The following is a 22,783-nucleotide window of genomic DNA, read 5'->3' on the forward strand; positions in this document are numbered from 1 at the left end:
CTCTTTTTTGAATTTGGACTTACCACAATGCCAATTGAGTACTCACACCCGAGGTATCAACCCCACCCAATTCCGCAAAATGATACAGTTGACCGAGCAATTGACGTAGTGGTGGGCCCGATTTAGCGTGGGTATCGGTAATCACAATAAATTCTAACACCCGTGCGCGCTCAGACTGACGTTGCTTACTCACGCGATAACGCGGCACATCTTGGGTTACTAGCGTGACGCGTCCACGCTCAAGATTGGCTTTGAGCAAATCGGCAGCTTCAATATTACCATCGGTTGAATAACTGGTCAGAATATAACGTGCATTGATGGTGGACAGTAATTTTTCATAGGCTTCTTTGGCATACTTAGATGAATTGTACGGACTTGGACGCTCTTTGCGCCACGCACGGTCAATACCACTCTTAAAGCCTTTGGTATCTGGAGTGGGTAAATCTACCTGATCCCATAAGGTCAAGGCATTTAACACATGATAATTACTGCTATAAGCATGCTGATTATAAGGTGGATCTAAATACGCCACATCGACTTCAAAACCACTCATCTGATTGGCTAAATGCTGCGCATCGACACACCACATTTCTGCGGCAGGGCGTTTTGGATCACCGATTTCACAAAAACGGCTTGGAGTCAGCCAGAGCAAGGATTCAATACGCTCCAAGGCAGTTTGGGTTTTACCGCCCCAACCATGATGAAAACTTTTGAAGACCCCACTGGTATTACTAACAAAACTGGCGGAATACAACAATGGCGCCAACAAAGCACTCATTTCCACATCATCAATCGCGCCTTGCGCTTGCCAAGTGGCAATTTGCTGACGAATCGCATCTATCCGCATGCCATTACGACGTTTAAAGAACAATCGGTCACGGGCAGGATCGTAAATTTCATCGTTGCGTGGGCAAAGGTTATGTGTCACCCAGCCTTTAACTTCTGGCAGACGGTTTAAATAGTCAATTGCCTTTTGATAGCCGCCCAATTCCTTAAATGCAGGTGCATCCGTACAGGCCAGAATGGCATGGTTTAAGGCATGGCTATAGGGTTCCCAGTCATTGGCAATCACACGATAACCATTCTGGCGTGCCAAACGGGAGACCACACCACTACCCGCAAAAAAGTCAGCAAAAATAGGCGAACGACCTTTGACATTCAAGGTTCCCGTCTGCTCAAGTGCCTCTAAAATCAGATGTAATAAACGACGCTTGTTTCCTAAGTAAGGAACCAATTGATGAAATAAGTATTCGTCTGTGGTCCGTGCCGCGTGACGTCGTTTATGATAAACCGTAGACTCTTGATTCATATAGACTCTTGAATGGGTGTTAGCCTTAAGCGCACATCATTGCCCACTTGGGAAACATTGATGAGCTTAAATCGAAGTTGCTCAGCCAAATGCTCAAACTCTGCATTAAACATTGCACGTGCGGATTGACCTAATAAGGTGGGTGCAACATAACTGATCAGTTCATCCACCAAACCCTGCTTGAGAAAAGCACTGGATAAGGTTGCACCCGCTTCGACCAACACATCGTAAATTTGAAAATCTTTTAGCGTTCTTAACAAACTTTCTAAAGATTGAATTTCTAACTGGATCACACCCAACTGCGCCAGTTCAGGACGGAAAGGTCCCATCACCATGACTGTATCGGGCTGTTGTAAAATCTGGGCATCTAAAGGTAAGCGACCTTGTCGATCTAAAATAACGCGTTTGGGTTGAACCACGGTATTGATATCTTCTACGTCTGGCAAGTGACGTACATTTAATAAACAATCATCTGCTAGCACTGTATCAATGCCTGTAATCACTGCTCCTGAAATGGCACGCCAGTGCTGAACATCCAATCGAGCCTCAGGTCCAGTAATCCATTTCGACTCCCCGGATGCCATTGCGGTTCGACCATCTAAACTGGAAGCCACTTTCAAGCGCACATAAGGCAAACCTGTTGCCATCGCCTTAAGAAAACCACGATTCAACACTGCAGCTTCAGCCTCACACACCCCAGTCCGGACTTGAATGCCTGCTTCCTGAAGAATATGAATACCTTTCCCTGCCACTAAGGGATTAGGATCGGAACAAGCAACGACAACGTGTCTAATTCCTGCTTCGACCAAGCCTTTAGCACAAGGCGGAGTTCGACCATAATGCGCACAAGGTTCCAAAGTGACATAAGCCGTTGCGCCATGTGTTGAATCCCCCGCTTGGCGAATTGCAAACACTTCTGCATGGGGTTGTCCCGCACGTGGATGAAAGCCTTCACCGACCAATTGTCCATCTTTGACAATCACGCAACCCACATTTGGATTCGGTTTGGTGGAGTATTGCCCCTGCTGTGCTAAGCGAATAGCGCGCTGCATCCAGACTTGGTCTTGGTTTAACTCAGACATGGGCATACTCATTCATGTTCACGATGTTGCATTTGTTCAATTTGCCGACGAAAAGCTTCCACATCCTGAAAGTCCTGATAAACCGAAGCAAAACGTACATAAGCCACATGATCCAAGGCAAATAAAGCTTGCATAACAATTTCCCCGATGGTGCGTGATTTCACATCACGTTCTCCTAAACGGCGAATATGCAGTTGAATATCGCTCAGTACAGATTCTATTTGTTCTTGTGTGACGGGACGCTTTTGTAATGCATGCATTAATGAACGGCGGAGCTTGGCTTCGTCAAAAGGCTCATTTTTACCGTCCGATTTAATCACGCGTGGCATCACCACTTCATAACTTTCAAATGTGGTAAAACGCTCACCGCAACTAATACATTCACGGCGACGTCTAATTTGACAGCCTTCAGCGGCTAAGCGCGAGTCGATGACTTTACTGTCTGCGGCGTTGCAAAAAGGACAATGCATGGCGGTTAAATTAAACAAAACATTTTTGAATTCTGAGTGTAGCAAAAATTATGGTTTTTGTAGAGCATTACGCTAGATATGGAAAAAAAACAGCCCTTTCGGGCTGTTTTACACAATATATTGATTATATCGTAAGAAAATTATTCAATGCGTTCGCCATGTTGACTTAAGTCGAGACCCATGCGCTCATCATCAGCTTCAACACGGATACCAATCACCACATCTATGACTTTCAAGATCACAAAAGTTAATACTGCAGAGTAAGCGATGGTCGCAAGTACACCTTCAACTTGAACCCATAATTGGCTCATCATATTTGCAGGAGCTTTATCCCCCATGATGAATTCACTGGCAAAGACTGCTGTGAGAATCGCACCCACAATACCGCCAACACCGTGTAAACCGAAAGCATCTAATGAATCATCTGCTTTAAGAGCACGTTTCAGACCAGTAATCCCCCAGAAGCAAACCACACCCCCAATCAGACCCATCGCCAAGGCACCACCTACAGTCACGAAACCAGCCGCAGGAGTAATCACAACCAGACCTGCTACCGCACCAGATGCACCACCCAGTACAGATGCTTTACCGCGTACCACTTTTTCAGTAATTAACCATGCAATTGCCGCTGCTGCTGCTGCAACTTGTGTGGTAACCAGTGCATAACCTGCGGAACCATTTGCACCTAGTGCTGAACCGCCGTTAAAACCAAACCAACCCACCCAAACAAGGCTTGCACCAATCACGGTTAATGTCAGGTTATGCGGTGCCATAGATTCACGACCTAGCCCCATACGTTTACCTAACATATATGCAGCCACTAGACCCGCAACACCTGAGTTAATATGTACGACTGTACCACCCGCAAAATCAAGTGCGCCATCGTTAAATAACCAACCACCACCCCAGACCCAGTGGGTAATTGGTGCATACACCACAACCACCCAGATCGCGATAAATGCCACAAACGCCCCAAATTTCATACGTTCTGCAATTGAACCACTGATAATGGCAACGGTAATAATGGCGAAAGTCATTTGGAAAATAACAAAGAGAATTTCAGGAATTGTGCCTGTTAATGCTGTTGTGGTAATCCCTGACAGCATGACCTTATCAAAACCACCGATAAAGGCATTTCCTTCAGTAAATGCAAGTGTATAACCCACAATTACCCAAGCAAGGCTCACTACTGCTGCGGCAACAAAACTATGTGCCATAGTGCTTAATACGTTTTTCTTACGAACCATACCGCCGTAGAAAAGCGCCAAACCCGGAATGGTCATTAACAAGACCAATGCGGTAGAAACTAAAATCCAAGCTGTGTCACCCGTATCGAGGGTTGGCTCTTTAGCCGCAGGAGCTGCAACTTCTTCAGCTGGAGCAGGTGTCGCAACTGCTTGTACATCTGGCGATGCTGCTGCAGCCGTTTCCACTGTTGTTGTGACTTCTTCTGATGGAGCAGATGCTGTTACTTCTTCAGCCCAAGCAACAGAACCACCTAAAAGTGCGCCTGATAGACTCAGCGCGAGTAGCATTTTTTTCATTCGTGTCCCCCAACCTAATTTTGCGAGTTACTCGATACTCTGCAAACTTTATGCCAAATTAAACAGCATCTGGACCTGTTTCACCTGTACGAATACGGATCACTTGCTCTAAGTTAGTCACAAAGATTTTCCCGTCACCAATTTTGCCAGTGCTCGCAACACGAGTGACTGATTCAATCACTGCATCAACCATTTCATCACTAATCGCGATTTCAATTTTAACTTTTGGAAGAAAATCAACGACATACTCAGCACCACGATACAGCTCAGTATGGCCTTTTTGACGACCAAAACCTTTGACTTCTGTTACAGTGATCCCTTGCACACCAATTTCTGACAATGCTTCACGCACATCATCTAATTTAAAGGGTTTTACAATTGCAGTTACTAGCTTCATGTTTGTTTTTCCTTCGGCTTTTTTCACCAGTAAGGTTTTATGTTCAATTTTCGTGCCAAGATTTCTAAGGTTGAGGGAAATAAAAATCTGATACACAACTCTATTTATACCTTATTTTTGTCTTTTAATCGAAGCTTAGGTCTTTAATATTCGAGATTTAGCCGAAAGTCGGCTATTTTCGCCAGATCGCGTCAAGGATTATTGCGATAGCACTATAGTCTCTTTCGAAGCAGTGCTACACTGCTCCCGCTCTTCTCCAGCAATATGGATAAAACAATGATTGAAACTTTATTACAAGCCATTCTAGAACAAGTAGAACAACCTAAAACTGATTTGGAACATAATTTAAGAGCCTTATTAAATGAGGCGGTTACTAAAATGGATTTGGTTTCTCGTGACGAAATTGAACGTCAGAAAACCGCGCTTAACAATGCCAATCAGCGTTTAACCGAATTACTACTGCAAGTCGAAGCACTCGAACAAAAAATTCAGAACAAAAAATAAGCACACTATTAGTGCAATAGAAGACCAATAACGATCAAAAATAACGCACCAAAATGGAACAACAACATGTCTTTTGCCAAAATAAATACGCGAGGGCTATTGGGTCTGCACGCCCCACTAATTGAAGTCGAAGTTCATTTAAGTCAAGGATTACCATCACTTACTATTGTAGGATTAGCAGAAGCTGCTGTTCGGGAAAGTAAAGATCGAGTCCGTTCAGCCATTATTAATAGTGGTTTTCAGTTTCCCAGTAAACGTCTCACGATTAATCTTGCGCCTGCAGATTTGCCCAAAGATGGTTCACGCCTAGATTTACCGATTGCCTTGGGCATTTTAATTGCTTCTGGACAACTCCCCGAACAAAACATCGATCATCTTGAATTCATTGGGGAATTGGCATTAGACGGTCAATTACGCCCAACCACAGGCACCTTGAGTATTGCGATCGCATGTCAGCAAGCCCAACACCAATTAATTTTGCCCGAACAAAATGCATTTGAAGCGGCACAACTGCCCCATTTTGATGTGTATGCGGCAAAACATCTCAAAGAAGTTTGTGAACACTTAAGCCAACACAAACCATTATCTCCTGTGCAAAAGCCTGTCGACTCACCATTACATCGCTATAAATTCGATCTGGCTGATGTGAAAGGGCAGCTTCGTCCACGGCGCGCTTTAGAAATTGCAGCGGCAGGAGGTCATTCCTTACTGTTTCGCGGTCCACCCGGCACAGGTAAAACCTTATTGGCATCGCGTTTGCCGAGTATTCTTCCACCGCTCAATTCCAGCGAAAATTTAGAAGTTGCCAGTATTTATTCTGTTGCCAATACGCAGCATCATTTTGGCCACCGTCCTTTTCGCGCGCCACATCATACCGCTTCGGCCATTGCCTTGGTCGGTGGAGGTTCGCAACCTAAACCAGGCGAAATTACTTTAGCCCATTTAGGCGTCCTGTTTTTAGATGAACTGCCTGAATTTGATCGTAAAGTCCTAGAAGTGCTTCGACAGCCTTTAGAATCGAAAGAAATTGTGATTTCTCGAGCATCTCGTCAAATGACTTATCCTGCCAATTTTCAGTTAATTGCGGCCATGAATCCGTGCCCATGTGGTTATGCCTTTAATCAAGATCAGCGTTGTCAATGTTCGACTGAAGCCATCAAACGTTATCAAAATCGAATTTCAGGTCCCCTGCTTGATCGCATAGATTTGCATATTGATGTGCCACCACTTACAGTGCATGAATTGCAAGCACATGCCCCCGCTGAAAATTCTGATCAAGTGCGCCAACGTGTGATTCAAGCTTATGAACAGCAAATTCAACGACAAAATTGTCTAAACCATGCTTTGAATCCGCAGCAACTGGAACAATTTGCAGAATTGAATGGGCAAACCAAACAAATGCTTGAATTGGCCCAACAGCGCTTAAATTTATCTGCACGGGCTTATCATCGGGTATTAAGAGTGGCTAGAACCATTGCTGACTTGGCAAATTCATCAGAAATTCAAACGACACATTTAAGTGAAGCTTTATCGTATCGACAGCAAAACCTTTAATAGGTTCTAATTCACATGCCAAACAAAAAACCTCTCATCCTAAGGACGAGAGGTTTTTTAACAAACTTAAGCTTAGAATGTTTTGGTTAAAGTAAAGACTGCACCTGTTTCTACGCCACGTGCTGTTGCATCATCCATAGCATCCGTATCAATGTTTGTACCCACTGCTGCTAATTCAGCCGTTGCACCAGAAATTGATTTAAATGCATAGTTAACGCCAACTTTCCAATCTACATAGTTATCGTCGCCACCGAATGAATATTTGTCTTCATCATCCACAACGGTATAGCCCACACTTGCAACACCGCCAAAACCTGTTGAACCAAATGGAATTGAGTAGCCCGCATTCACATTCCAGCTATTTGTATCTAGGCCTGCATAATCATTGGTAAAGTTCACATTGGTCAGAATGCTGTCCCCTTCAGCAAGTACACTTGCGAAAGTTAATTTGCCATAAAATTCGACCCAACTTGAGTCAGAAGCACTTGGATAGTTGTAATACACCACACCCACATCCAATAAAGGTTTACTGCTAAAACTGTCTAATGTAGTTGCGAAGCCCAGTGATGGATCTAATTCTAAACTTGGCGTCCCCGAACCAAAGTTTACATTTGAACCCCAAAGCCCAAAATACACACCTGAATCATGTGCAAGCGTGAACCCTGCTTGTACCGCTGGATCATTTTGAGTTTGCGACAATCCACGGAAACGATAGTCTGTTGTTACTGCTGCATTACCGCTAAAAGAGAGACCAAATGGTGATGCTGCTTGATCATTTGCAAATGTAAATGTTGAAGCCGCTGCAACAACCGCCATAGATAATACTTTTAATGTGAATTTCATTCTGAGGTTCCCCCACATCGAATTACGACGTTTTGCTGTAATTAATAAACTCAGGAATGTATTAGCAAGCGCTATGCCAACTTTCAGAAAAATGTTTACGGCATGCATGTTCTCAGTGGAATATCGAGCAACTTGATGCCGGGCTATAAATCTCAATGGTTATTGGTTTTATAAAAACCTACGCTGTGCCTAAAAGTTCCAAACTTGATGTGGCATAAAATAAAAGAACTCAATCTCACTGTAACGTAAAAAGATCGTAAATTTAAAATAAAGTGATAAATAACAAATATTTAATAATTAACCAATCCTTTAATCTCCATAAAAGATGCGCTATGACGCATCAAAATATGCAACCTTGCAATCACTCAGATCGTTTGGATCGTCACTCATCTGAAAGATTTCAGTACAGGAGATAAGCACATCACACCGCGCATGGCTCATTTTTATAGGGTTCATTTAAAAAACGGTTAATTGCTGAATAAAAACAGGTTTTATTTTGAGATGACCAATCATTACAATCGTATAAAACCCATACTTCTATGACATTCGTATGCTGTTCAACAGCCCCAGATTCGCTTTAATTCTTATTTTTCTGCTCGAGAACTAGACTTGATTGATCCATAACACACATTTCAGTTTGGCTTTTACCGCTCAGAGCACACTGGATTGGCAATATTTGAATCAATCTATTCTGACAATGCGCCTAAAATGCTTTATTTATGTTCAAAAATTGAGTTTCACACGATAAATTGTACAAAATACATGCACCATAACTGACCACACCCAAATTGAGGCTAGGATGCGAATTACAATTTATTCCAACATTGCAAGCTCAGCCTAATGATGAAATTGACCTGCACTTAAATGAAACATTTCTCATTTTCATTTAGAGATTGTATTGATTCATAAAAGCAAGACATAATTCGAATACAAAATAATCAATCAAGCCAATTTTGAAGAAAAAATAAACAAAAGAAACAGTGGTTTTTCAAGGTATGATCAGAGCAGAAAACAGAAAAATTTCCCATTAAGTAAAATATATTTTTATTATGAATTAAAGGCTTAAGTATAAATATTGGTTATCACTAAACAGATAGCAAGAAAACAATTTCGTCAAGTAGTCAGTAACAAGAATGAAATAAAATTAATAAAAATCTATCTTTTTTATAGATTAATTATACAATTTATTAAAATTTCGAAGTTATGCCAAAAAACGAAATTCTGAATCTATCTTTTTTGAGGTTGTTTCTTATGCCAAAGGCGCAAAAACTTACATTAGCAGTATTAATTCAGGCTGCCCTTATTACTACAGCTTATGCAAGCGAACAAAGTGAAGCAAAAGGATTTGTCGAAGATGCTGAAGGATCAGTGTTGTTCCGCACTGGTTATTTATCTCGTGACAAAAAACATGGCAAAGCAGATACAAGCTCAGCTGCTCAAACTGCCATGGTTAAAATTGAATCTGGTTATACCCAAGGCCTTGTTGGTTTTGGTGTAGGCGTGATTGGTGATGCATCATTCAAGCTTGGCGAAAATAACCACGCTGGGAATGGTATGATTCCATTACACAACGATGGTGCAAAAGATGCCAATGGTCATGTTGATGCTTATGACCACTGGGCTCGTGGTGGTGCTATCGTAAAAGCACGCATCTCTAATACTGAAGTCCGTTATGGTACTCAAGTACTCGACTTGCCTGTACTTGCAAGTAACACTGCACGTTTGGTTCCAGAATACTTTGATGGTGTATTGGCAACAAGCCGTGAAATTAAAGGCCTTGAATTAACCGCTGGTAAATTCACTAAAAACCAATATTCAGATCAAGTAACTACTGACGGCAATGAATTAGATAGCGCAGTGGTTTGGGGTGCAAAATATAAGTTTAATGATCAATTAAATGCATCTTACTATGGTACTGACATCAAAGACCGTTTAGAACGTCATTATATTAATACCAATTACAAGCAAGCGTTGGCAAACAATAGCTCATTAACTTATGACTTCAGCGGTTACCACACTAAATGGGATAAGGACGCGAATAAATATTTGTATTCTCAAATTGGTTCAGCGAACGATTCTTTTGACAACACCATTTTTGCATTGTCTACGACCTACAACACTGGTCCGCACAATGTAATGGTCGCTTACCAACAAAACAGCGGTAATACTGGTTATGACTATGGCTTAGGTAAAGGTGTTGGTGATGGTCATCAAACAGTTTACTTGCCGAACTCTTACCTTTCTGACTTCATTGGTAATGATGAAAAATCACTTCAACTTCAATATAGCCTAGATTTTGCAAATTATGGTGTACCTGGTTTAACGTGGACTACTGCATTTGTTTATGGTTGGGACATCAAAGCAACTGACACTAAAGGCACTATGATCAGTGATAATGAACAAGAGCGTGAATTCTTTAACCAAGTGAAATATACAGTTCAGTCTGGTTTTGCGAAAGATTCAAGCTTACGCTTACGTCACTCATACTACCGCGCAAGCGACAACTACCAAAGCAACTACATTGGTGACACCAATGAATGGCGTATTTGGTTAGATATCCCTGTTAAATTCTTCTAATTTGAAGTCATTTTTCAGAGATTAAAAAAACCTGCACATTGTGCAGGTTTTTTTAATAGGTTCAGAATAACAGATTCATCTCAACCCATATTTTATTGAGAAATTATTTTGCAGCTTCAATTGCTTTAAGCACTTCTTGCTTAGCAACTTCAGAACCTTCCCAACCTGTTAACTTGACCCATTTGCCTGGCTCTAAATCTTTGTAATGAGCAAAGAAATGTTCCACTTGTTGGATCAAAAGTGGAGGAAGATCAGTATATTCCTGAATGTCTTTATAGATTGGGGTTAACTTTTCGTGTGGCACAGCGATCAATTTCGCATCAATACCGCCATCATCTTCCATGTTCAATTTACCCACTGGACGGCAACGAATAACCGAACCTGGCTCAACTGGGTGTGGAGTCACGACAAGTACGTCAAGCGGGTCACCATCTTCAGACAATGTATTTGGTACATAACCGTAGTTCGCTGGGTAGAACATTGCTGTACCCATGAAGCGGTCTACAAATAAAGCGTCAGAATCTTTATCAATTTCATATTTGATTGGCGCTGCGTTTGCAGGAATTTCAATGATGACATAAATGTCATTTGGTGCATCTTTACCCGCAGGGATATTGCTGTAACTCATAGCATCACTCTTTAACGATTTAAATTATATTGAAACCGAAATTAAAGTCTTCGGTTTAATCACGGAGCGATTATACATCTGCCCCGCAAAAATAGGGAATATGCACGTTCATTAGCTGAGTTTGATCACCAAAATCAGCAGTGAAATTGGGCACAATAAAGATAGACACCAGACAATTGAACGCAATGTCGCCCAATTGGCCAAATAACACGCCCCATAGATGACACGTAAGACCAAATAAGCAATACCAAAAGTCATAATCACAGATTGTGACACAACCATATATTCCGCCATTAAAACAGCAGCAATAAATAAAGGTAATCCTTCAAAACTATTTTGTTGTGCCGCATTGGCACGTGCAGCAATGCCTGTTGAATTGTTCAAAAACTCACGCGGATATTGATTGTCTTTGACCTGAAAACCACTCGCAAGTCTAGCAATAAGACTAAAAACATAAGGTAATAAACATGCAATTAAGATGAGATAGACAATACCGCTAATACTGTGCATCAATTGAGTTCTCGTGAGAGTATGAATTAGCCTTATCATAGCATGGCAATTCTAGAATATTTTTTGTTAAATATAGTGTTTTGATTACCACGCCATTCGGGAATAGCTATGTCATTTAATGCGGAGCAGCACAAACTGTTCGATGAACTGGAAAAACAGCGCCAACATCAACGGCACATGGATCGTGTACTCGCTATTGTGTTCCCCATTGTTGCTTTTTTACTGACCGTCATTTGTGCCAACATGAATATCTGGTCAACTGTCTGTACTTTTATTTTGCTCTGGGTTGCATTCTGGGCTGTAGGCATTCGTCGCCTGCCCCTCTGGCATTGGGTGCTGATTACCCTGATTTACTGCTTGGTGGATAATTTCTTGAGCTACGGCACTTTTAATCGTTCTGGCTTTAGCCGTCAGTTCGGCACCATCTTCATTTTTATTGGGATTGCAGGCGTAGGTCGTCCTTATTTTGACCGCTGGCTGATGAAGAAAAAATAAGCCATAGCAAAAAAAAAAGCGCCCTGAGGCGCTTTTTTATACAAAATTCTATGCAGTCTTACGTAAATCTTTACGTAAAATCTTACCGACATTCGATTTTGGTAATTCTTCCATAAACTCTACATAACGTGGGCGTTTATAGCCTGTTAAGTTCTCTTTTGCAAATTCAAGAACTTCTTCAGTGGTTAAAGAGGCATCTTTTTTCACAACAAATAATTTTGGTACTTCGCCTGATTTCTCATCAGGTACACCAATTGCAGCAACTTCAAGCACTTTGGGATGCTTGGCAATCACTTCTTCAATTTCAGAAGGATACACATTGAAACCAGACACCAAAATCATGTCTTTCTTACGGTCTACAATTTTAGTGTAGCCGCGGTCATCCATCACACCAATATCACCAGTACGGAAGAAACCATTCACCATCACTTTGTCTGTTTCGTCTGGACGGTTCCAGTAACCTTTCATCACCTGAGGACCACGAATACAGATTTCACCTTGCTCACCCAATGCAACTGGATTGCCATCATCATCTAAAATTGCAATGTCAGTTAATGGTAATGGAATACCAATCGTGCCACTGAATTCATCCGAAGCAGGCGGATTTGCCGTTGCAACAGGTGAAGTTTCAGATAAACCATAACCTTCAATAATGTTTGTGCCTGTGACTTTCTTCCACGCTGCTGCGGTCGAAGGAAGTACAGCCATACCACCGCCCATAGCCATTTTAAGTTTGCTGTGATCGAGCTGTTTAAATTCTTCATTATTGACCAAAGCATTGAATAAGGTGTTCACTGCTGGGAAGAACGTAGGTTGATACTTACGTAATTCTTTCATTACCGCAGGTAAATCACGCGGGTTCGGAATTAAAACATTGGCTTGACCTTTATACATCCCGTACATGGCACAAACCATAAACGCGAAAATATGATACAGCGGCAAAGCACAGAAAATACGGTCATCTGGCTGACCATCTTGAGCGCCAAATTTACTTTGGAAAATACCATCACACTGTAATAAGTTGGCCACAAGGTTACGATGGGTTAACTCCGCACCTTTAGAAACACCCGTAGTACCACCTGTGTACTGGAGAACAGCCGTATCGCTGAGGGTTAAATTTGGGCGTTTGTAGTTGCTTGGGCTTACTTTTGACATTGCCGCATTAAAACGGATATGACCAGGAATATTCCACGCAGGAATTTGCTTACGCACTGAACGCAGTACAAAGTTAACCAAAGTCCCTTTTAACGTCCCTAGCATGTCGCCAACTGAAGCAACAACCACATGCTTCACTGGTGTTTTACCAATAATGGTTTGATAAACCGAAGCAAAGTTTTCAATAATGACTAAAACTTCAGAACCTGAATCGTTTAATTGATGTTCAAGCTCACGCGCAGTGTATAGCGGGTTGACGTTCACGAGGACCAGACCCGCACGCAATACACCAAGGGCAACCACTGGATATTGGAGAACGTTTGGCATCATGACTGCGACACGAGAACCCTTTGCCAAACCTAAACTTTGTAGATAAACAGCAAATTTACGACTCGCTTCGTCAAGTTCACTAAAAGTTAGTGCTTTATCCATAAAGATAAAAGCATCACGTGAACCAAATTTTTGGAAATTACGCTCAAATACGTCAACCAAAGAAGTGTTCTCTGGGGGTAATTCTACAGTTTCAGGAATTCCTGTCTTGCGGTATTCAGCGAACCAAATCTTTTCCATAATCCCAATATCTCCAATCTATAGTCCTTAAAATATGCAGCTTTTTTTTCGGGTTTGTGTGTGTTTATTTAGCTTGTTAATGCACATTCCCGTATCCATTTTCACGAACACAGCCACATATATAACTTATTTCAACAAATACATGCTAGTTTTATCTCTGAACCAACAGTCTATTTGCTTTTTGATATCCACGTGGTAACAGTTGCCCTTTTGTCGCACGCTTGCCCATATATTTTTGTAAATCATCACCTTTTATTTTAAGTTGTTGTTGTCCTGCAACCACTTGAATTATTTCATCTAAATTTAAGGTTGTCATAGATATAATTTGATCTTTATCTTCAAGTTGTATCAATTTATTACCTTTGCCTTTATTCAGAATTGGCAATTCTGACAAATCGATAATCAGTAAACGCCCAGCAGAACTTAATAAAGCCAAATGGCTCGCTTGCTGTAAAGGATATAACGGTAAGGCTTTCGCATCTTCAGGCACAGTCAGGAAGGCTTTGCCTGCTTTGGCATTGGTATCGAGCTGTTTGGCTTGAGTTTTAAAGCCATAGCCTTTACTACTCAGAGCCAAAATCTCAGACTCATCCTCTTCAATGAGCACTTGAAGGAACCCAACCCCACTCACAGGCGCCAACTTAGAGCTTAAAGGTTCACCTAAACCACGAGCAGAAGGCAAACTATTAATTGCCAGTGCATAACTGCGTCCCGTCTGATCCAGAATATAAACTTTTTGATTCGATTTACCTTGTGCATGGCTACGGTACTGATCACCTGCGCGGAAATTCAGGTTCTCGGCATCAACATCGTGACCCTTAGCACTGCGAATCCACCCAGCTTCTGAAAGCACCACAGTGACAGGATCGGCAGGCATCAAATCTTGCTCGCTAATGGCGGTTGCTTCAGCACGTTGTACGATTGGCGAACGTCGATCATCACCGAAACGTTTCGCATCTTCTTTAAGTTCATTAATAATCAGTGATTTTAAAGATTCTGGATTGGCCAATTGTTCGCGAATAATGGCGGCTTTGGCTTCCAATTCTTCTTGTTCACGGCGAATTTCCATTTCTTCTAATTTCGCCAAGTGGCGTAATTTTAATTCTAAAATGGCTTCGGCTTGAATTTCATCAATGCCAAAATGCGAGATTAATTCCGCTTTGGGATGATCCTCTTCGCGAATAATCCGAATCACCGTATCAAGATCCAGATAAGCAATCAGTAAACCCGCCAAAATATGTAGGCGTTTTTCAATTTTATTTAAATGGTATTGCAGGCGACGCGTAACCGTTTCTTTACGAATTTCAATCCATTCCAGCAAAATGTGACGGATTGATTTCACTTGCGGACGACCATCTGCGCCAATCATATTCATATTGACGCGATAGCTGGACTCTAAATCAGTGGTGGCAAATAAATGGCTCATCACCGCTTCTGCATCAATGCGATTTGAACGCAGTACAATCACCAATCGGGTTGGATTTTGATGATCCGATTCATCACGGACATCACTGACCAACGGTAATTTTTTCGCTTGCATCTGGTCGGCAATTTGCGTGATCACTTTTGACCCTGACACTTGGTAGGGCAAGTCGGTAATCACAATTTCATTTTTTTCGATGCTGTACACCGCACGCATACGGTAACTACCACGACCTGTCGTCTGAATTTTAAGTAATTCATTTGGTGGGGTAATAATTTCAGCTTTGGTTGGCAAGTCTGGTGCAGGAATATATTCTGCGACTTTCTCATCGGTTAAATTTGGATTGCGAATTAGGGCAATGGTGCCTTTAATCACTTCACGCAAGTTATGTGGCGGAATGTCAGTCGCCATACCCACCGCAATACCCGTGGTGCCATTCAGAAGAATGTTGGGTACACGCGCAGGTAGGTTCACAGGTTCTTTCATTGAACCATCAAAGTTATCTTGCCAGTCACAAGTGCCCTGCCCCAATTCTGCCAACAAAACATCACTGTACTGCGACAACTTGGCTTCGGTATAACGCATGGCAGCAAAGGACTTAGGATCATCTGGTGAACCCCAGTTACCCTGACCTTCGATGAATGGATAACGGTAGCTAAACGGTTGTGCCATCAACACCATGGCTTCATAACATGCCGAATCACCATGGGGATGGTATTTGCCGAGCACATCACCCACTGTACGCGCAGATTTTTTCGGTTTACCACTGTGTTTTAACCCCAATTCACTCATGGCATACACAATACGGCGTTGAACAGGCTTCAAACCATCACTAATGTGAGGCAAAGCACGATCCATAATCACGTACATGGCATAATTGAGGTAAGCGCGTTCAGTAAATTCTGCGACGGAGCGGTTTTCTGTTGCGTGATGCGCAAGGTTCGTCATAACAACCTTTCATCCTAATCAAATCGTTTTTTTATCTAGGTTCTTATGCTAAGTCTCAGACTGTGACTGCACAAGGGTGTGCTATCTACTACCACGACAATTTGTGTCTTAATGGATCTCTGATGTCGTAAAATTATCCACTTTTAAATAAATGATCAACTTATAATTTTTTATTTTCACAGCAATAGGTTTAACACAAGTTCAGCCAATAAGCCAAAATATAGAAGGGCGACAATTTTGCCGCCCAAACTATCTACAAATTCTACATGCCAATTGATTCTAAGGTTTTGCCTTTGGTTTCTTCGCCTAAAACCAAAATCACCAATGCCACGGCAAGCAAGACTGCGGTAAACATCATAAACACATGATTAAAACCGTTGCTCTGCACCATCATTTGCGTCACCACCAACGGCGCCACGATGCCGCCCATACGCCCAACCGCAGAAGCCCAACCCGACCCAAAGGCACGAATATTGGTCGGATACTGTTCTGGGGTATAAGTATAAAGTACGCCCCATGCCCCTAAATTAAAGAAGGACATCAGACAGCCCCAAAACATAATGAGAGTGACGGTATTCGCCTGTCCAAAGAAATAAGCTGAAACAGCACAAAAACCAATAAAACCCGCCAATGTCCATTTACGTCCCAGTTTTTCGACTAACCATGCTGCGGCGATATAGCCTGGCAGTTGTGCCAAGATCATCACCAGTACATATTCAAAGGATTGCACAATGCTATAGCCTTGTTTGACCAACAGGCTGGGTAACCACGTAAAAATGCCGTAATACGAATAAACAATGCCAAACCAAATTAACCACAGCATCAGGGTGCGCTTTGCAAAAGGATTTGACCACAGTTGTGAAAAAGATACGCTTTGTTTGGCGGCGACAGGTTTCACTTCAATCTGCTGAATTACCTCAACGCCACATGCACGTTCCAGTTTTTGCACCAAAGCATGGGCTTCTTCAATCCGTCCACGGTTAATTAAATACGGTACCGATTCAGGCACTTTCTTTAAAATCATAAACACATACAGTGCAGGCAAACCACCAATCAAAAAGGCCATATGCCAGCCATAACTTGGAATCACAAAATAGGACACCAAAGCGGCCACTAACCAGCCCAGTCCCCAAAAACTTTCCAGCAATACAATAAATCGCCCACGCACCTGCGCAGGAATGTATTCACTGACCAAGGTCACGGCAACGGGCAACTGTCCTCCGAGTCCCAAACCCACAATAAAGCGAAATACCAACAACCAGGTCAAATTTGGGGCAAAGGCACATAAAGCGGTGGCAATACTATAAGTTACTAAAGTCACTGCAAAAACATTGCGTCGCCCCCAACGGTCAGCCAATGCTCCTGAACAGACCGCACCTATCGCCATACCCACAAAACCAATCGACACCACCCAACCTTTTTCTGCGGGACTCAAACTCCATTCAGTTGCCATTTTGGTCAGAATAAAGGAAATCAGTCCCGTATCCATCGCATCGAACATCCAGCCCAAGCCAATCACCCACAGCAAGGTATAGTGGAACTTTCCAACAGGTAAACGTTGTACACGTGAAACTAAATCCATAGCGATGACTCAAGCAAAGATGAGGAAAACAACAACTCTGAAAGTACTGCTTTGCAATTTTCATGTTGTTGCAGAAGAAAAAATACTGCGCACTCTATTTTAATAAATTCTGTTGCGAGATGGGGAAATGAAATTGATTTTATAGTTTAAGTCAGTACCCAAATTTGGCTTTGGGCACCGTCATTTTAAATTTTGGCGAAATTGCAATCGTTGATTAATGCGTGTCGGTTGAAGAGGCAGAATCGGCATCATCATCTTTATAAATAAATTTCGGCATTTCCAGACCAAAATAAATCGCAATTAGACGTAAAGAAAATCCAAAAATTAAGGTTGAAATCACCGTCAATTCTAAAGATAGTCCAATTTCCAAACAGACCCAATAACAAATCACCGCAACAAAAGAAATACTGGCATAGAGCTCACGACGGAACACTAACGGCACATCGTTACACAGGATGTCACGTAAAATCCCGCCTGATACACCCGTCATAATACCTGCAACAGCGGAAACCACAAAACCATGCCCCATCGACAAGGCAATTTGACAACCAATAATGGTAAAGCCAATCAAACCTAACGCATCTAACACCAAGAAAATATTGTGTAAATGGCGCATCCATTTAGCAATCAAAATGGTAAACAACGCGGCACAGCAGGTCAGTACCAAATATTCAGGATGCTTGACCCACGTTAAAGGATAATGTCCGAGTAATACATCGCGGACAGAGCCGCCGCCAAGTGCTGTGACACAGGCAATCAGAATCACCCCAAACCAATCCATACTACGTCGACCCGCAGACAGTGCTCCAGTCATGGCCTCAGCCGTAATCGCAATAATATAAATTATGGTCAGTAACATCGCCCTGCTCTTCCGTTGAAGGGTTAAGATGCGGGCTATTCTAAGCCAAATCTAAACTGAACGTTATAAAAATTGTGCACAACATTGCTTAAATTTTTTACCCGAACCACAAATACACGGTTGCTTCATGGTCAGCACTTGTTCCGTGGTCGGATCAAGGAAATACCAGTGCTGTGCCTGTTTCACAAAATGTGAAACTTCATGATGCGTTTGGGCTTGTTGCCCATCATGATAATGGGCTTTAAATTCCACTTGGGCATGGGTTTTGTCCAGTTTTTCCTGCGCTTGGACCACTTCTAAACCTAACCATTGGTTAGATTCACTCCACGCTTTAATGGCGGGGACATCCAAAGCCTGCTGTTGCCCCAATGCCGTGGTCTGCACAATATAATCGATCTGCTGTTTGGCAAATGCACTATAACGCGAACGCATCAACTGTTCCGCACTGAGCGCAGTCTGTTGCCCTAAATGCAAAGGCTGACAACACTCGGCATATAATCCTAAGCCGCAAGGGCATTGTTCTTCTGACATACATTTTCCCAATAAAATAGCCCGAACATTGCGGGCTATTTTAACTGAAGTTTAAACGCGGATTTCTACAGCGTTAATCATCTTTTTCCACGATGTGTTTTGGAATCACGTGGACTTTCTCAATTTTATGACCATCCATCGTCACCACTTCAAAAATAAAGCCATCAGCTTCAATACTGGAACCATTTTCAGGCAAGCGGCCTAAATGGAACAGTAAATAACCCGATAAAGTGGAATACTGTTCCGAGTCATCCACCAAATTTTTGCCCAATAACAGGGAAACATGACGAATATCGGTCGAGCCTTCCAACATCAAGCTACCATCTTCTAGGCTTTCTGTGGCAGTTTCCAATTCATCTTCATCTGGGAATTCACCTGCAATGGCTTCAAGAACATCAATTGGCGTGGCAATCCCTTCGATCGAACCATATTCATTCAACACAATCGCCAACTGTAAGGGCGCTTGACGGAGTTGTTCCATCACCATCAACACTTGTGCATTTTCATGGACGATCACTGGGTCGCGTAAATGCTTCTCGAAATTCAATACCCCAGTTTCGATGTATTCATTCATGACTTTATGCGTCAGCACTACACCTGCAATATTGTCCAGTTCGCCATGTGCCACAATCAAACGAGAATGGGTCATGCTCAGCAATTGCTGTTTGATCGCAGCTTCATCTTCATCCAAATCTAGCCATTCCAACTCAGGACGTGGGGTCATGACTGATTTGACTGGACGTTCGGAAAGCCCTAATACACCTTGCACCATGACACTGTGATACACCCCATTTTCCTGAGCAAAGACTTCATCAGCAAAAGCACGGGTGGCCAAGACATCTTCATTTTGATGTTCAGGCGCATCACTGGCATTTTTCCCCCCCAACATACGCAGCACCGCTGAAGCTGTGCGATAACGTAAATCATTGGTGGTGACCATTTTTTCCTGATTTTTCTTCACCGTTTGGTTCAAGAACTCGATCATGACCGAGAAACCAATCGCGGCATATAAGTAACCCTTCGGAATATGATAGCCAAAACCTTCGACCACCAAAGAGAAACCGATCATCATCAAGAAACACAGACACAGAATCACCACGGTCGGATGTCTGTTTACAAAATCCATGAGTGGCTTGGATGCCCACAACATAATGCCCACGGCAATAATGACCGCAATCATCATCACAGACAGATGTTTCACCATGCCCACAGCAGTAATTACGCTGTCTAGGGAGAACACTGCATCTAAAATCACAATTTGGACAATCACCATCCAGAAAGTCGCATGTACAGGATTTTCTTCCTTTAAAGCAGGCTTCCCTTCAATCCGCTCACGTAATTCCATGGTGCCTTTAAACAGCAAGAAAATCCCACCCAGTAACAAGATTAAGTCTCGTCCAGAAAATGGATGTTCAAAAATATGGAATAACGGATTGGTTAAAGTCACCACCCATGCAATGGACGCCAATAGAATCAAACGCATGCCTAAAGCTAAGATCAGCCCGAGAATACGCGCGGTATTGCGTTGTTCTGGTGGTAATTTTTCTGCCAAAATTGCAATAAAAACGAGGTTATCAATCCCCAATACAATTTCAAGCACCACTAAGGTGGCTAAGCCCACCCACGCAGAAGGATCAGACATCCACTCAAAAATCATTGAATGCTCTCCTTCATCATGATTTCAGGATGAATAAGGTGAGGTTTAAGTGCAGATTGGCTCTGCATCTTCTCTCTTATTATGGCAAAAATGTGTGTTCGTCTAATGCGGCAACAACCACGACTCATGTTGATTCATTTGTTGTAAAACAGAAGCTCAGTATAGGCAAGATCCACACTAAATTCATCTTTTTTTCAGACAGTTCATCCTTTGCTTCACGATGCAACAACATAAAGGCAGTCAGGCCAACACGACACAACATCGCTTTGTCATATTTCTTGCATAAGCTAGAGCAGCCAACAAGAAAGTGATAAGGTAAAACAGAGAATGATGAATAGCGTATTAAAAATGACTGTAGAACATGACAAAGTAACAACGAAAACTTCTCAAGCCCTCATTGCACTCTACTGTGGTTCACGTTCTGGTAATCATCCCATTTATAAAGAAAAGGCAATTGCACTGGCAACCGCAATTGCAGAACAAGGCTTTGGTCTGGTGTACGGTGGTGCCAGTATTGGGTTAATGGGTCAAGTCGCCGATACCGTGATGGGACATGGCGGTGATACCGTAGGCGTGATTCCTGAATTTATGTTGGATTATGAAATTGCACATAACCGACTGACGGAATTACATGTGGTCAAAACCATGCATGAACGTAAAGCGATGATGGCAGAGCGTGCCAGTGCATTTGTTGCATTGCCTGGTGGTTTAGGTACATTTGAAGAAATTTTAGAAATTGCCACGTGGGGGCAGCTCAATCAACATCAGAAACCCATGATGCTGTATAACGTCAACGGCTTTTATGATGCCTTGATTGCCCAGCTGGATCATGCCGTGCAAGAAGGCTTTCTACCTCCGCAGCATCGCGCCAAACTGATTGTGTGTAATCATGCCGATCAAATTTTAAATGCTTTAAAGAACTTGCAAGCACCTGCGCGTTTCGTTATTTAATCGAGTTTATGCACAAAAAAAAGCGAGCCATTCATGCTCGCTTTTTTCTGACTTAATCGAATGCTGACCCGAAATTTCAACCTGAAATGTGTTGATATAACCAAGGTAATCCTGTTGCCAACAGTACACTGATGGCCAAACCAAACATTAATTTCATGGCATCTTTACTGACATTACGCGAAGTCCGATATTTATTCACTTCAGCCAAATGCATGGACAACGCAAACTCACGACCAGCCAGTAAACCCAAGAATACCCATGTGGTACTCATTGGAATATTGCTCCACTCTTTAAACACCAGCAAAATGATGGCATACATAAAATCGATAATCGTGGCTGAGCGAATATCTGCAACCCCAGTTTTGGTATCGATAATGTTTTGAATGGCTCCACCGCGACGGTAAAAAATCCAACCGAGCAATACCACAAACACCAAAATGCCAAAAATTAAGAATTCAAATGGCACTTGACGTGGTACATAGACAAAAATATTGGCTAAATCCTGAATCAGCCACTGGCTCCACAAAAATGCGGTCGACACCCATTGCAAGCCAATCCAGATATGTGAAGGTTCTTTGTGACGGGTTTTACTTAAATAAATGCTAATCCCTTTCATCACAAAGCGATAAACCAAAATCGCAACCACAAATGCAACGGCATAACCCATCATCGATTTGGTCAACATAGCGCTTAAGCTACTCGGAGAAAAAATCGTGAGCACCAAAAAGGTGGTACTGACAGGAATTCCATATTTGGTCAGAATAATCAATAAAATCGGTGGAACAATATACAGCCAAGTAATACCTGTTTCGGGAAAAGGAATGGTTTCTAAACGCCCATAAGAGGCATCTCCAGTCCCTGAAGCAAACCAACCATATAACAACACCACAACCAGAATACTGCTGGTATACAGCCAAAGTACCCACCAAGGTCGGTGTGCATTGGAGGAAATAAAGGTCCCTAAAGTTTGTGGCACATCATTTCCGACAATTGAGTATGCTGCTAAACAGAAACCTACAATCATCAAAATTTCAATTGTCATAACACCTAAGCCTTTATCAAAAAAATCTACCCTTGTGGGGTGGTGCTTAAATTATGACATTTTTATTTCATTTTAATGACAATAGCGTGACAGACAGCACACTCCCCTCAATCAGCTATGTGTTTCTTGTTTAATTTCATCATATTAAAGTT

The 22,783-nt window shown here is 42.3% G+C and carries 20 protein-coding genes; 5 read left to right on the forward strand and 15 right to left on the reverse strand.

The annotated features are described in order from the left end of the window. Positions 1 to 19: 19 nt before the first annotated feature. From E0H87_RS15665 to glnK, 5 genes are all read right to left on the reverse strand, one after another. Positions 20 to 1,309 carry a DNA adenine methylase gene (locus E0H87_RS15665; RefSeq protein WP_131324450.1) on the reverse strand — a complete coding sequence of 430 codons (1,290 nt, stop codon included), beginning with the start codon at positions 1,307 to 1,309 and terminating at the stop codon, positions 20 to 22. Further along, on the reverse strand, positions 1,306 to 2,391 hold the full coding sequence (ribD, locus tag E0H87_RS15670) for a bifunctional diaminohydroxyphosphoribosylaminopyrimidine deaminase/5-amino-6-(5-phosphoribosylamino)uracil reductase RibD (RefSeq protein ID WP_131324451.1): 1,086 nt from the start codon (positions 2,389 to 2,391) through the stop codon (positions 1,306 to 1,308). The genes E0H87_RS15665 and ribD overlap by 4 nt, the downstream gene beginning before the upstream one ends. A gap of 8 nt (positions 2,392 to 2,399) precedes the next feature. Then, positions 2,400 to 2,861, reverse strand: coding sequence for a transcriptional regulator NrdR (nrdR, locus tag E0H87_RS15675; protein ID WP_131324476.1), 462 nt, complete (start codon positions 2,859 to 2,861; stop codon positions 2,400 to 2,402). A gap of 140 nt (positions 2,862 to 3,001) precedes the next feature. Next, positions 3,002 to 4,405, reverse strand: coding sequence for an ammonium transporter (locus tag E0H87_RS15680; RefSeq protein ID WP_131324452.1), 1,404 nt, complete (start codon positions 4,403 to 4,405; stop codon positions 3,002 to 3,004). A 58-nt stretch (positions 4,406 to 4,463) separates the two neighbouring features. Next, entirely contained in the window at positions 4,464 to 4,802 is a 339-nt protein-coding gene (glnK, locus tag E0H87_RS15685) for a P-II family nitrogen regulator (RefSeq protein WP_016168502.1), read from the reverse strand. Between the two features lie 276 nt (positions 4,803 to 5,078). On the opposite strand from glnK, the gene E0H87_RS15690 reads away from it, so the two are divergent. After that, positions 5,079 to 5,306: an accessory factor UbiK family protein gene (locus E0H87_RS15690; RefSeq protein ID WP_131324453.1), complete on the forward strand. Its 228-nt coding sequence runs from the start codon at positions 5,079 to 5,081 to the stop codon at positions 5,304 to 5,306. Between the two features lie 66 nt (positions 5,307 to 5,372). Then, complete coding sequence (locus E0H87_RS15695; protein WP_131324454.1) at positions 5,373 to 6,860, forward strand: YifB family Mg chelatase-like AAA ATPase; 1,488 nt, start codon at positions 5,373 to 5,375, stop codon at positions 6,858 to 6,860. Positions 6,861 to 6,932: 72 nt separating this feature from the next. Here the strand turns inward: E0H87_RS15695 and E0H87_RS15700 are convergent, their stop codons facing one another. Further along, a complete protein-coding gene (locus E0H87_RS15700; protein WP_131324455.1) occupies positions 6,933 to 7,703 on the reverse strand; it encodes a TorF family putative porin in 771 nt (256 codons plus the stop codon). Between the two features lie 1,251 nt (positions 7,704 to 8,954). Here E0H87_RS15700 and E0H87_RS15705 point away from each other — a divergent pair. Further along, positions 8,955 to 10,280 (forward strand): OprD family outer membrane porin, encoded by a 1,326-nt coding sequence (locus tag E0H87_RS15705; protein WP_131324456.1) that lies wholly within the window; start codon positions 8,955 to 8,957, stop codon positions 10,278 to 10,280. Between the two features lie 103 nt (positions 10,281 to 10,383). Here E0H87_RS15705 and ppa read toward each other — a convergent pair whose 3' ends face one another. Together ppa and E0H87_RS15715 are read right to left on the reverse strand one after the other, a co-directional pair. Beyond that, positions 10,384 to 10,908: an inorganic diphosphatase gene (gene ppa, locus E0H87_RS15710; protein WP_116762394.1), complete on the reverse strand. Its 525-nt coding sequence runs from the start codon at positions 10,906 to 10,908 to the stop codon at positions 10,384 to 10,386. Between the two features lie 111 nt (positions 10,909 to 11,019). Further along, entirely contained in the window at positions 11,020 to 11,418 is a 399-nt protein-coding gene (locus tag E0H87_RS15715; protein ID WP_131324457.1) for an MAPEG family protein, read from the reverse strand. A 108-nt stretch (positions 11,419 to 11,526) separates the two neighbouring features. Here E0H87_RS15715 and E0H87_RS15720 point away from each other — a divergent pair, with 108 nt between their 5' ends. Beyond that, a complete protein-coding gene (locus E0H87_RS15720) occupies positions 11,527 to 11,913 on the forward strand; it encodes a hypothetical protein (RefSeq protein ID WP_131324458.1) in 387 nt (128 codons plus the stop codon). Positions 11,914 to 11,961: 48 nt separating this feature from the next. Here the strand turns inward: E0H87_RS15720 and E0H87_RS15725 are convergent, their stop codons facing one another. The 6 genes from E0H87_RS15725 to E0H87_RS15750 all read right to left on the reverse strand — a co-directional run bounded on the left by E0H87_RS15725 (position 11,962) and on the right by E0H87_RS15750 (position 20,638). Further along, complete coding sequence (locus E0H87_RS15725) at positions 11,962 to 13,638, reverse strand: AMP-binding protein (RefSeq protein WP_131324459.1); 1,677 nt, start codon at positions 13,636 to 13,638, stop codon at positions 11,962 to 11,964. 151 nt (positions 13,639 to 13,789) lie between these two features. After that, on the reverse strand, positions 13,790 to 16,009 hold the full coding sequence (gene parC / locus E0H87_RS15730) for a DNA topoisomerase IV subunit A (RefSeq protein WP_131324460.1): 2,220 nt from the start codon (positions 16,007 to 16,009) through the stop codon (positions 13,790 to 13,792). A 262-nt stretch (positions 16,010 to 16,271) separates the two neighbouring features. Then, on the reverse strand, positions 16,272 to 17,591 hold the full coding sequence (locus E0H87_RS15735) for an MFS transporter (RefSeq protein WP_131324461.1): 1,320 nt from the start codon (positions 17,589 to 17,591) through the stop codon (positions 16,272 to 16,274). 214 nt (positions 17,592 to 17,805) lie between these two features. Beyond that, positions 17,806 to 18,450: a trimeric intracellular cation channel family protein gene (locus tag E0H87_RS15740; protein ID WP_044738759.1), complete on the reverse strand. Its 645-nt coding sequence runs from the start codon at positions 18,448 to 18,450 to the stop codon at positions 17,806 to 17,808. Between the two features lie 63 nt (positions 18,451 to 18,513). Further along, positions 18,514 to 18,981 (reverse strand): YchJ family protein, encoded by a 468-nt coding sequence (locus E0H87_RS15745; RefSeq protein WP_131324462.1) that lies wholly within the window; start codon positions 18,979 to 18,981, stop codon positions 18,514 to 18,516. Positions 18,982 to 19,054: 73 nt separating this feature from the next. After that, positions 19,055 to 20,638 (reverse strand): TerC family protein, encoded by a 1,584-nt coding sequence (locus E0H87_RS15750; protein WP_131324463.1) that lies wholly within the window; start codon positions 20,636 to 20,638, stop codon positions 19,055 to 19,057. A 330-nt stretch (positions 20,639 to 20,968) separates the two neighbouring features. Between E0H87_RS15750 and E0H87_RS15755 the strand changes: the two genes are divergently transcribed. Continuing rightward, positions 20,969 to 21,589, forward strand: coding sequence for a TIGR00730 family Rossman fold protein (locus E0H87_RS15755; RefSeq protein ID WP_131324477.1), 621 nt, complete (start codon positions 20,969 to 20,971; stop codon positions 21,587 to 21,589). Positions 21,590 to 21,665: 76 nt separating this feature from the next. On the opposite strand, the gene E0H87_RS15760 is transcribed toward E0H87_RS15755, so the two are convergent. Further along, complete coding sequence (locus E0H87_RS15760) at positions 21,666 to 22,631, reverse strand: hypothetical protein (protein ID WP_131324464.1); 966 nt, start codon at positions 22,629 to 22,631, stop codon at positions 21,666 to 21,668. Positions 22,632 to 22,783: the final 152 nt, after the last annotated feature.

The sequence above is a fragment of the Acinetobacter sp. ANC 4178 genome, from assembly GCF_004331175.1.
Classification (GTDB): domain Bacteria; phylum Pseudomonadota; class Gammaproteobacteria; order Pseudomonadales; family Moraxellaceae; genus Acinetobacter.

Coding starts and splice junctions, on each gene's coding strand:
- E0H87_RS15665 (WP_131324450.1), bottom strand. CDS start 1,309: ATGAATCAAGAGTCTACGGTTTATCATAAACGACGTCACGCGGCACGG.
- ribD (WP_131324451.1), bottom strand. CDS start 2,391: ATGTCTGAGTTAAACCAAGACCAAGTCTGGATGCAGCGCGCTATTCGC.
- nrdR (WP_131324476.1), bottom strand. CDS start 2,861: ATGCATTGTCCTTTTTGCAACGCCGCAGACAGTAAAGTCATCGACTCG.
- E0H87_RS15680 (WP_131324452.1), bottom strand. CDS start 4,405: ATGAAAAAAATGCTACTCGCGCTGAGTCTATCAGGCGCACTTTTAGGT.
- glnK (WP_016168502.1), bottom strand. CDS start 4,802: ATGAAGCTAGTAACTGCAATTGTAAAACCCTTTAAATTAGATGATGTG.
- E0H87_RS15690 (WP_131324453.1), top strand. CDS start 5,079: ATGATTGAAACTTTATTACAAGCCATTCTAGAACAAGTAGAACAACCT.
- E0H87_RS15695 (WP_131324454.1), top strand. CDS start 5,373: ATGTCTTTTGCCAAAATAAATACGCGAGGGCTATTGGGTCTGCACGCC.
- E0H87_RS15700 (WP_131324455.1), bottom strand. CDS start 7,703: ATGAAATTCACATTAAAAGTATTATCTATGGCGGTTGTTGCAGCGGCT.
- E0H87_RS15705 (WP_131324456.1), top strand. CDS start 8,955: ATGCCAAAGGCGCAAAAACTTACATTAGCAGTATTAATTCAGGCTGCC.
- ppa (WP_116762394.1), bottom strand. CDS start 10,908: ATGAGTTACAGCAATATCCCTGCGGGTAAAGATGCACCAAATGACATT.
- E0H87_RS15715 (WP_131324457.1), bottom strand. CDS start 11,418: ATGCACAGTATTAGCGGTATTGTCTATCTCATCTTAATTGCATGTTTA.
- E0H87_RS15720 (WP_131324458.1), top strand. CDS start 11,527: ATGTCATTTAATGCGGAGCAGCACAAACTGTTCGATGAACTGGAAAAA.
- E0H87_RS15725 (WP_131324459.1), bottom strand. CDS start 13,638: ATGGAAAAGATTTGGTTCGCTGAATACCGCAAGACAGGAATTCCTGAA.
- parC (WP_131324460.1), bottom strand. CDS start 16,009: ATGACGAACCTTGCGCATCACGCAACAGAAAACCGCTCCGTCGCAGAA.
- E0H87_RS15735 (WP_131324461.1), bottom strand. CDS start 17,591: ATGGATTTAGTTTCACGTGTACAACGTTTACCTGTTGGAAAGTTCCAC.
- E0H87_RS15740 (WP_044738759.1), bottom strand. CDS start 18,450: ATGTTACTGACCATAATTTATATTATTGCGATTACGGCTGAGGCCATG.
- E0H87_RS15745 (WP_131324462.1), bottom strand. CDS start 18,981: ATGTCAGAAGAACAATGCCCTTGCGGCTTAGGATTATATGCCGAGTGT.
- E0H87_RS15750 (WP_131324463.1), bottom strand. CDS start 20,638: ATGATTTTTGAGTGGATGTCTGATCCTTCTGCGTGGGTGGGCTTAGCC.
- E0H87_RS15755 (WP_131324477.1), top strand. CDS start 20,969: ATGAATAGCGTATTAAAAATGACTGTAGAACATGACAAAGTAACAACG.
- E0H87_RS15760 (WP_131324464.1), bottom strand. CDS start 22,631: ATGACAATTGAAATTTTGATGATTGTAGGTTTCTGTTTAGCAGCATAC.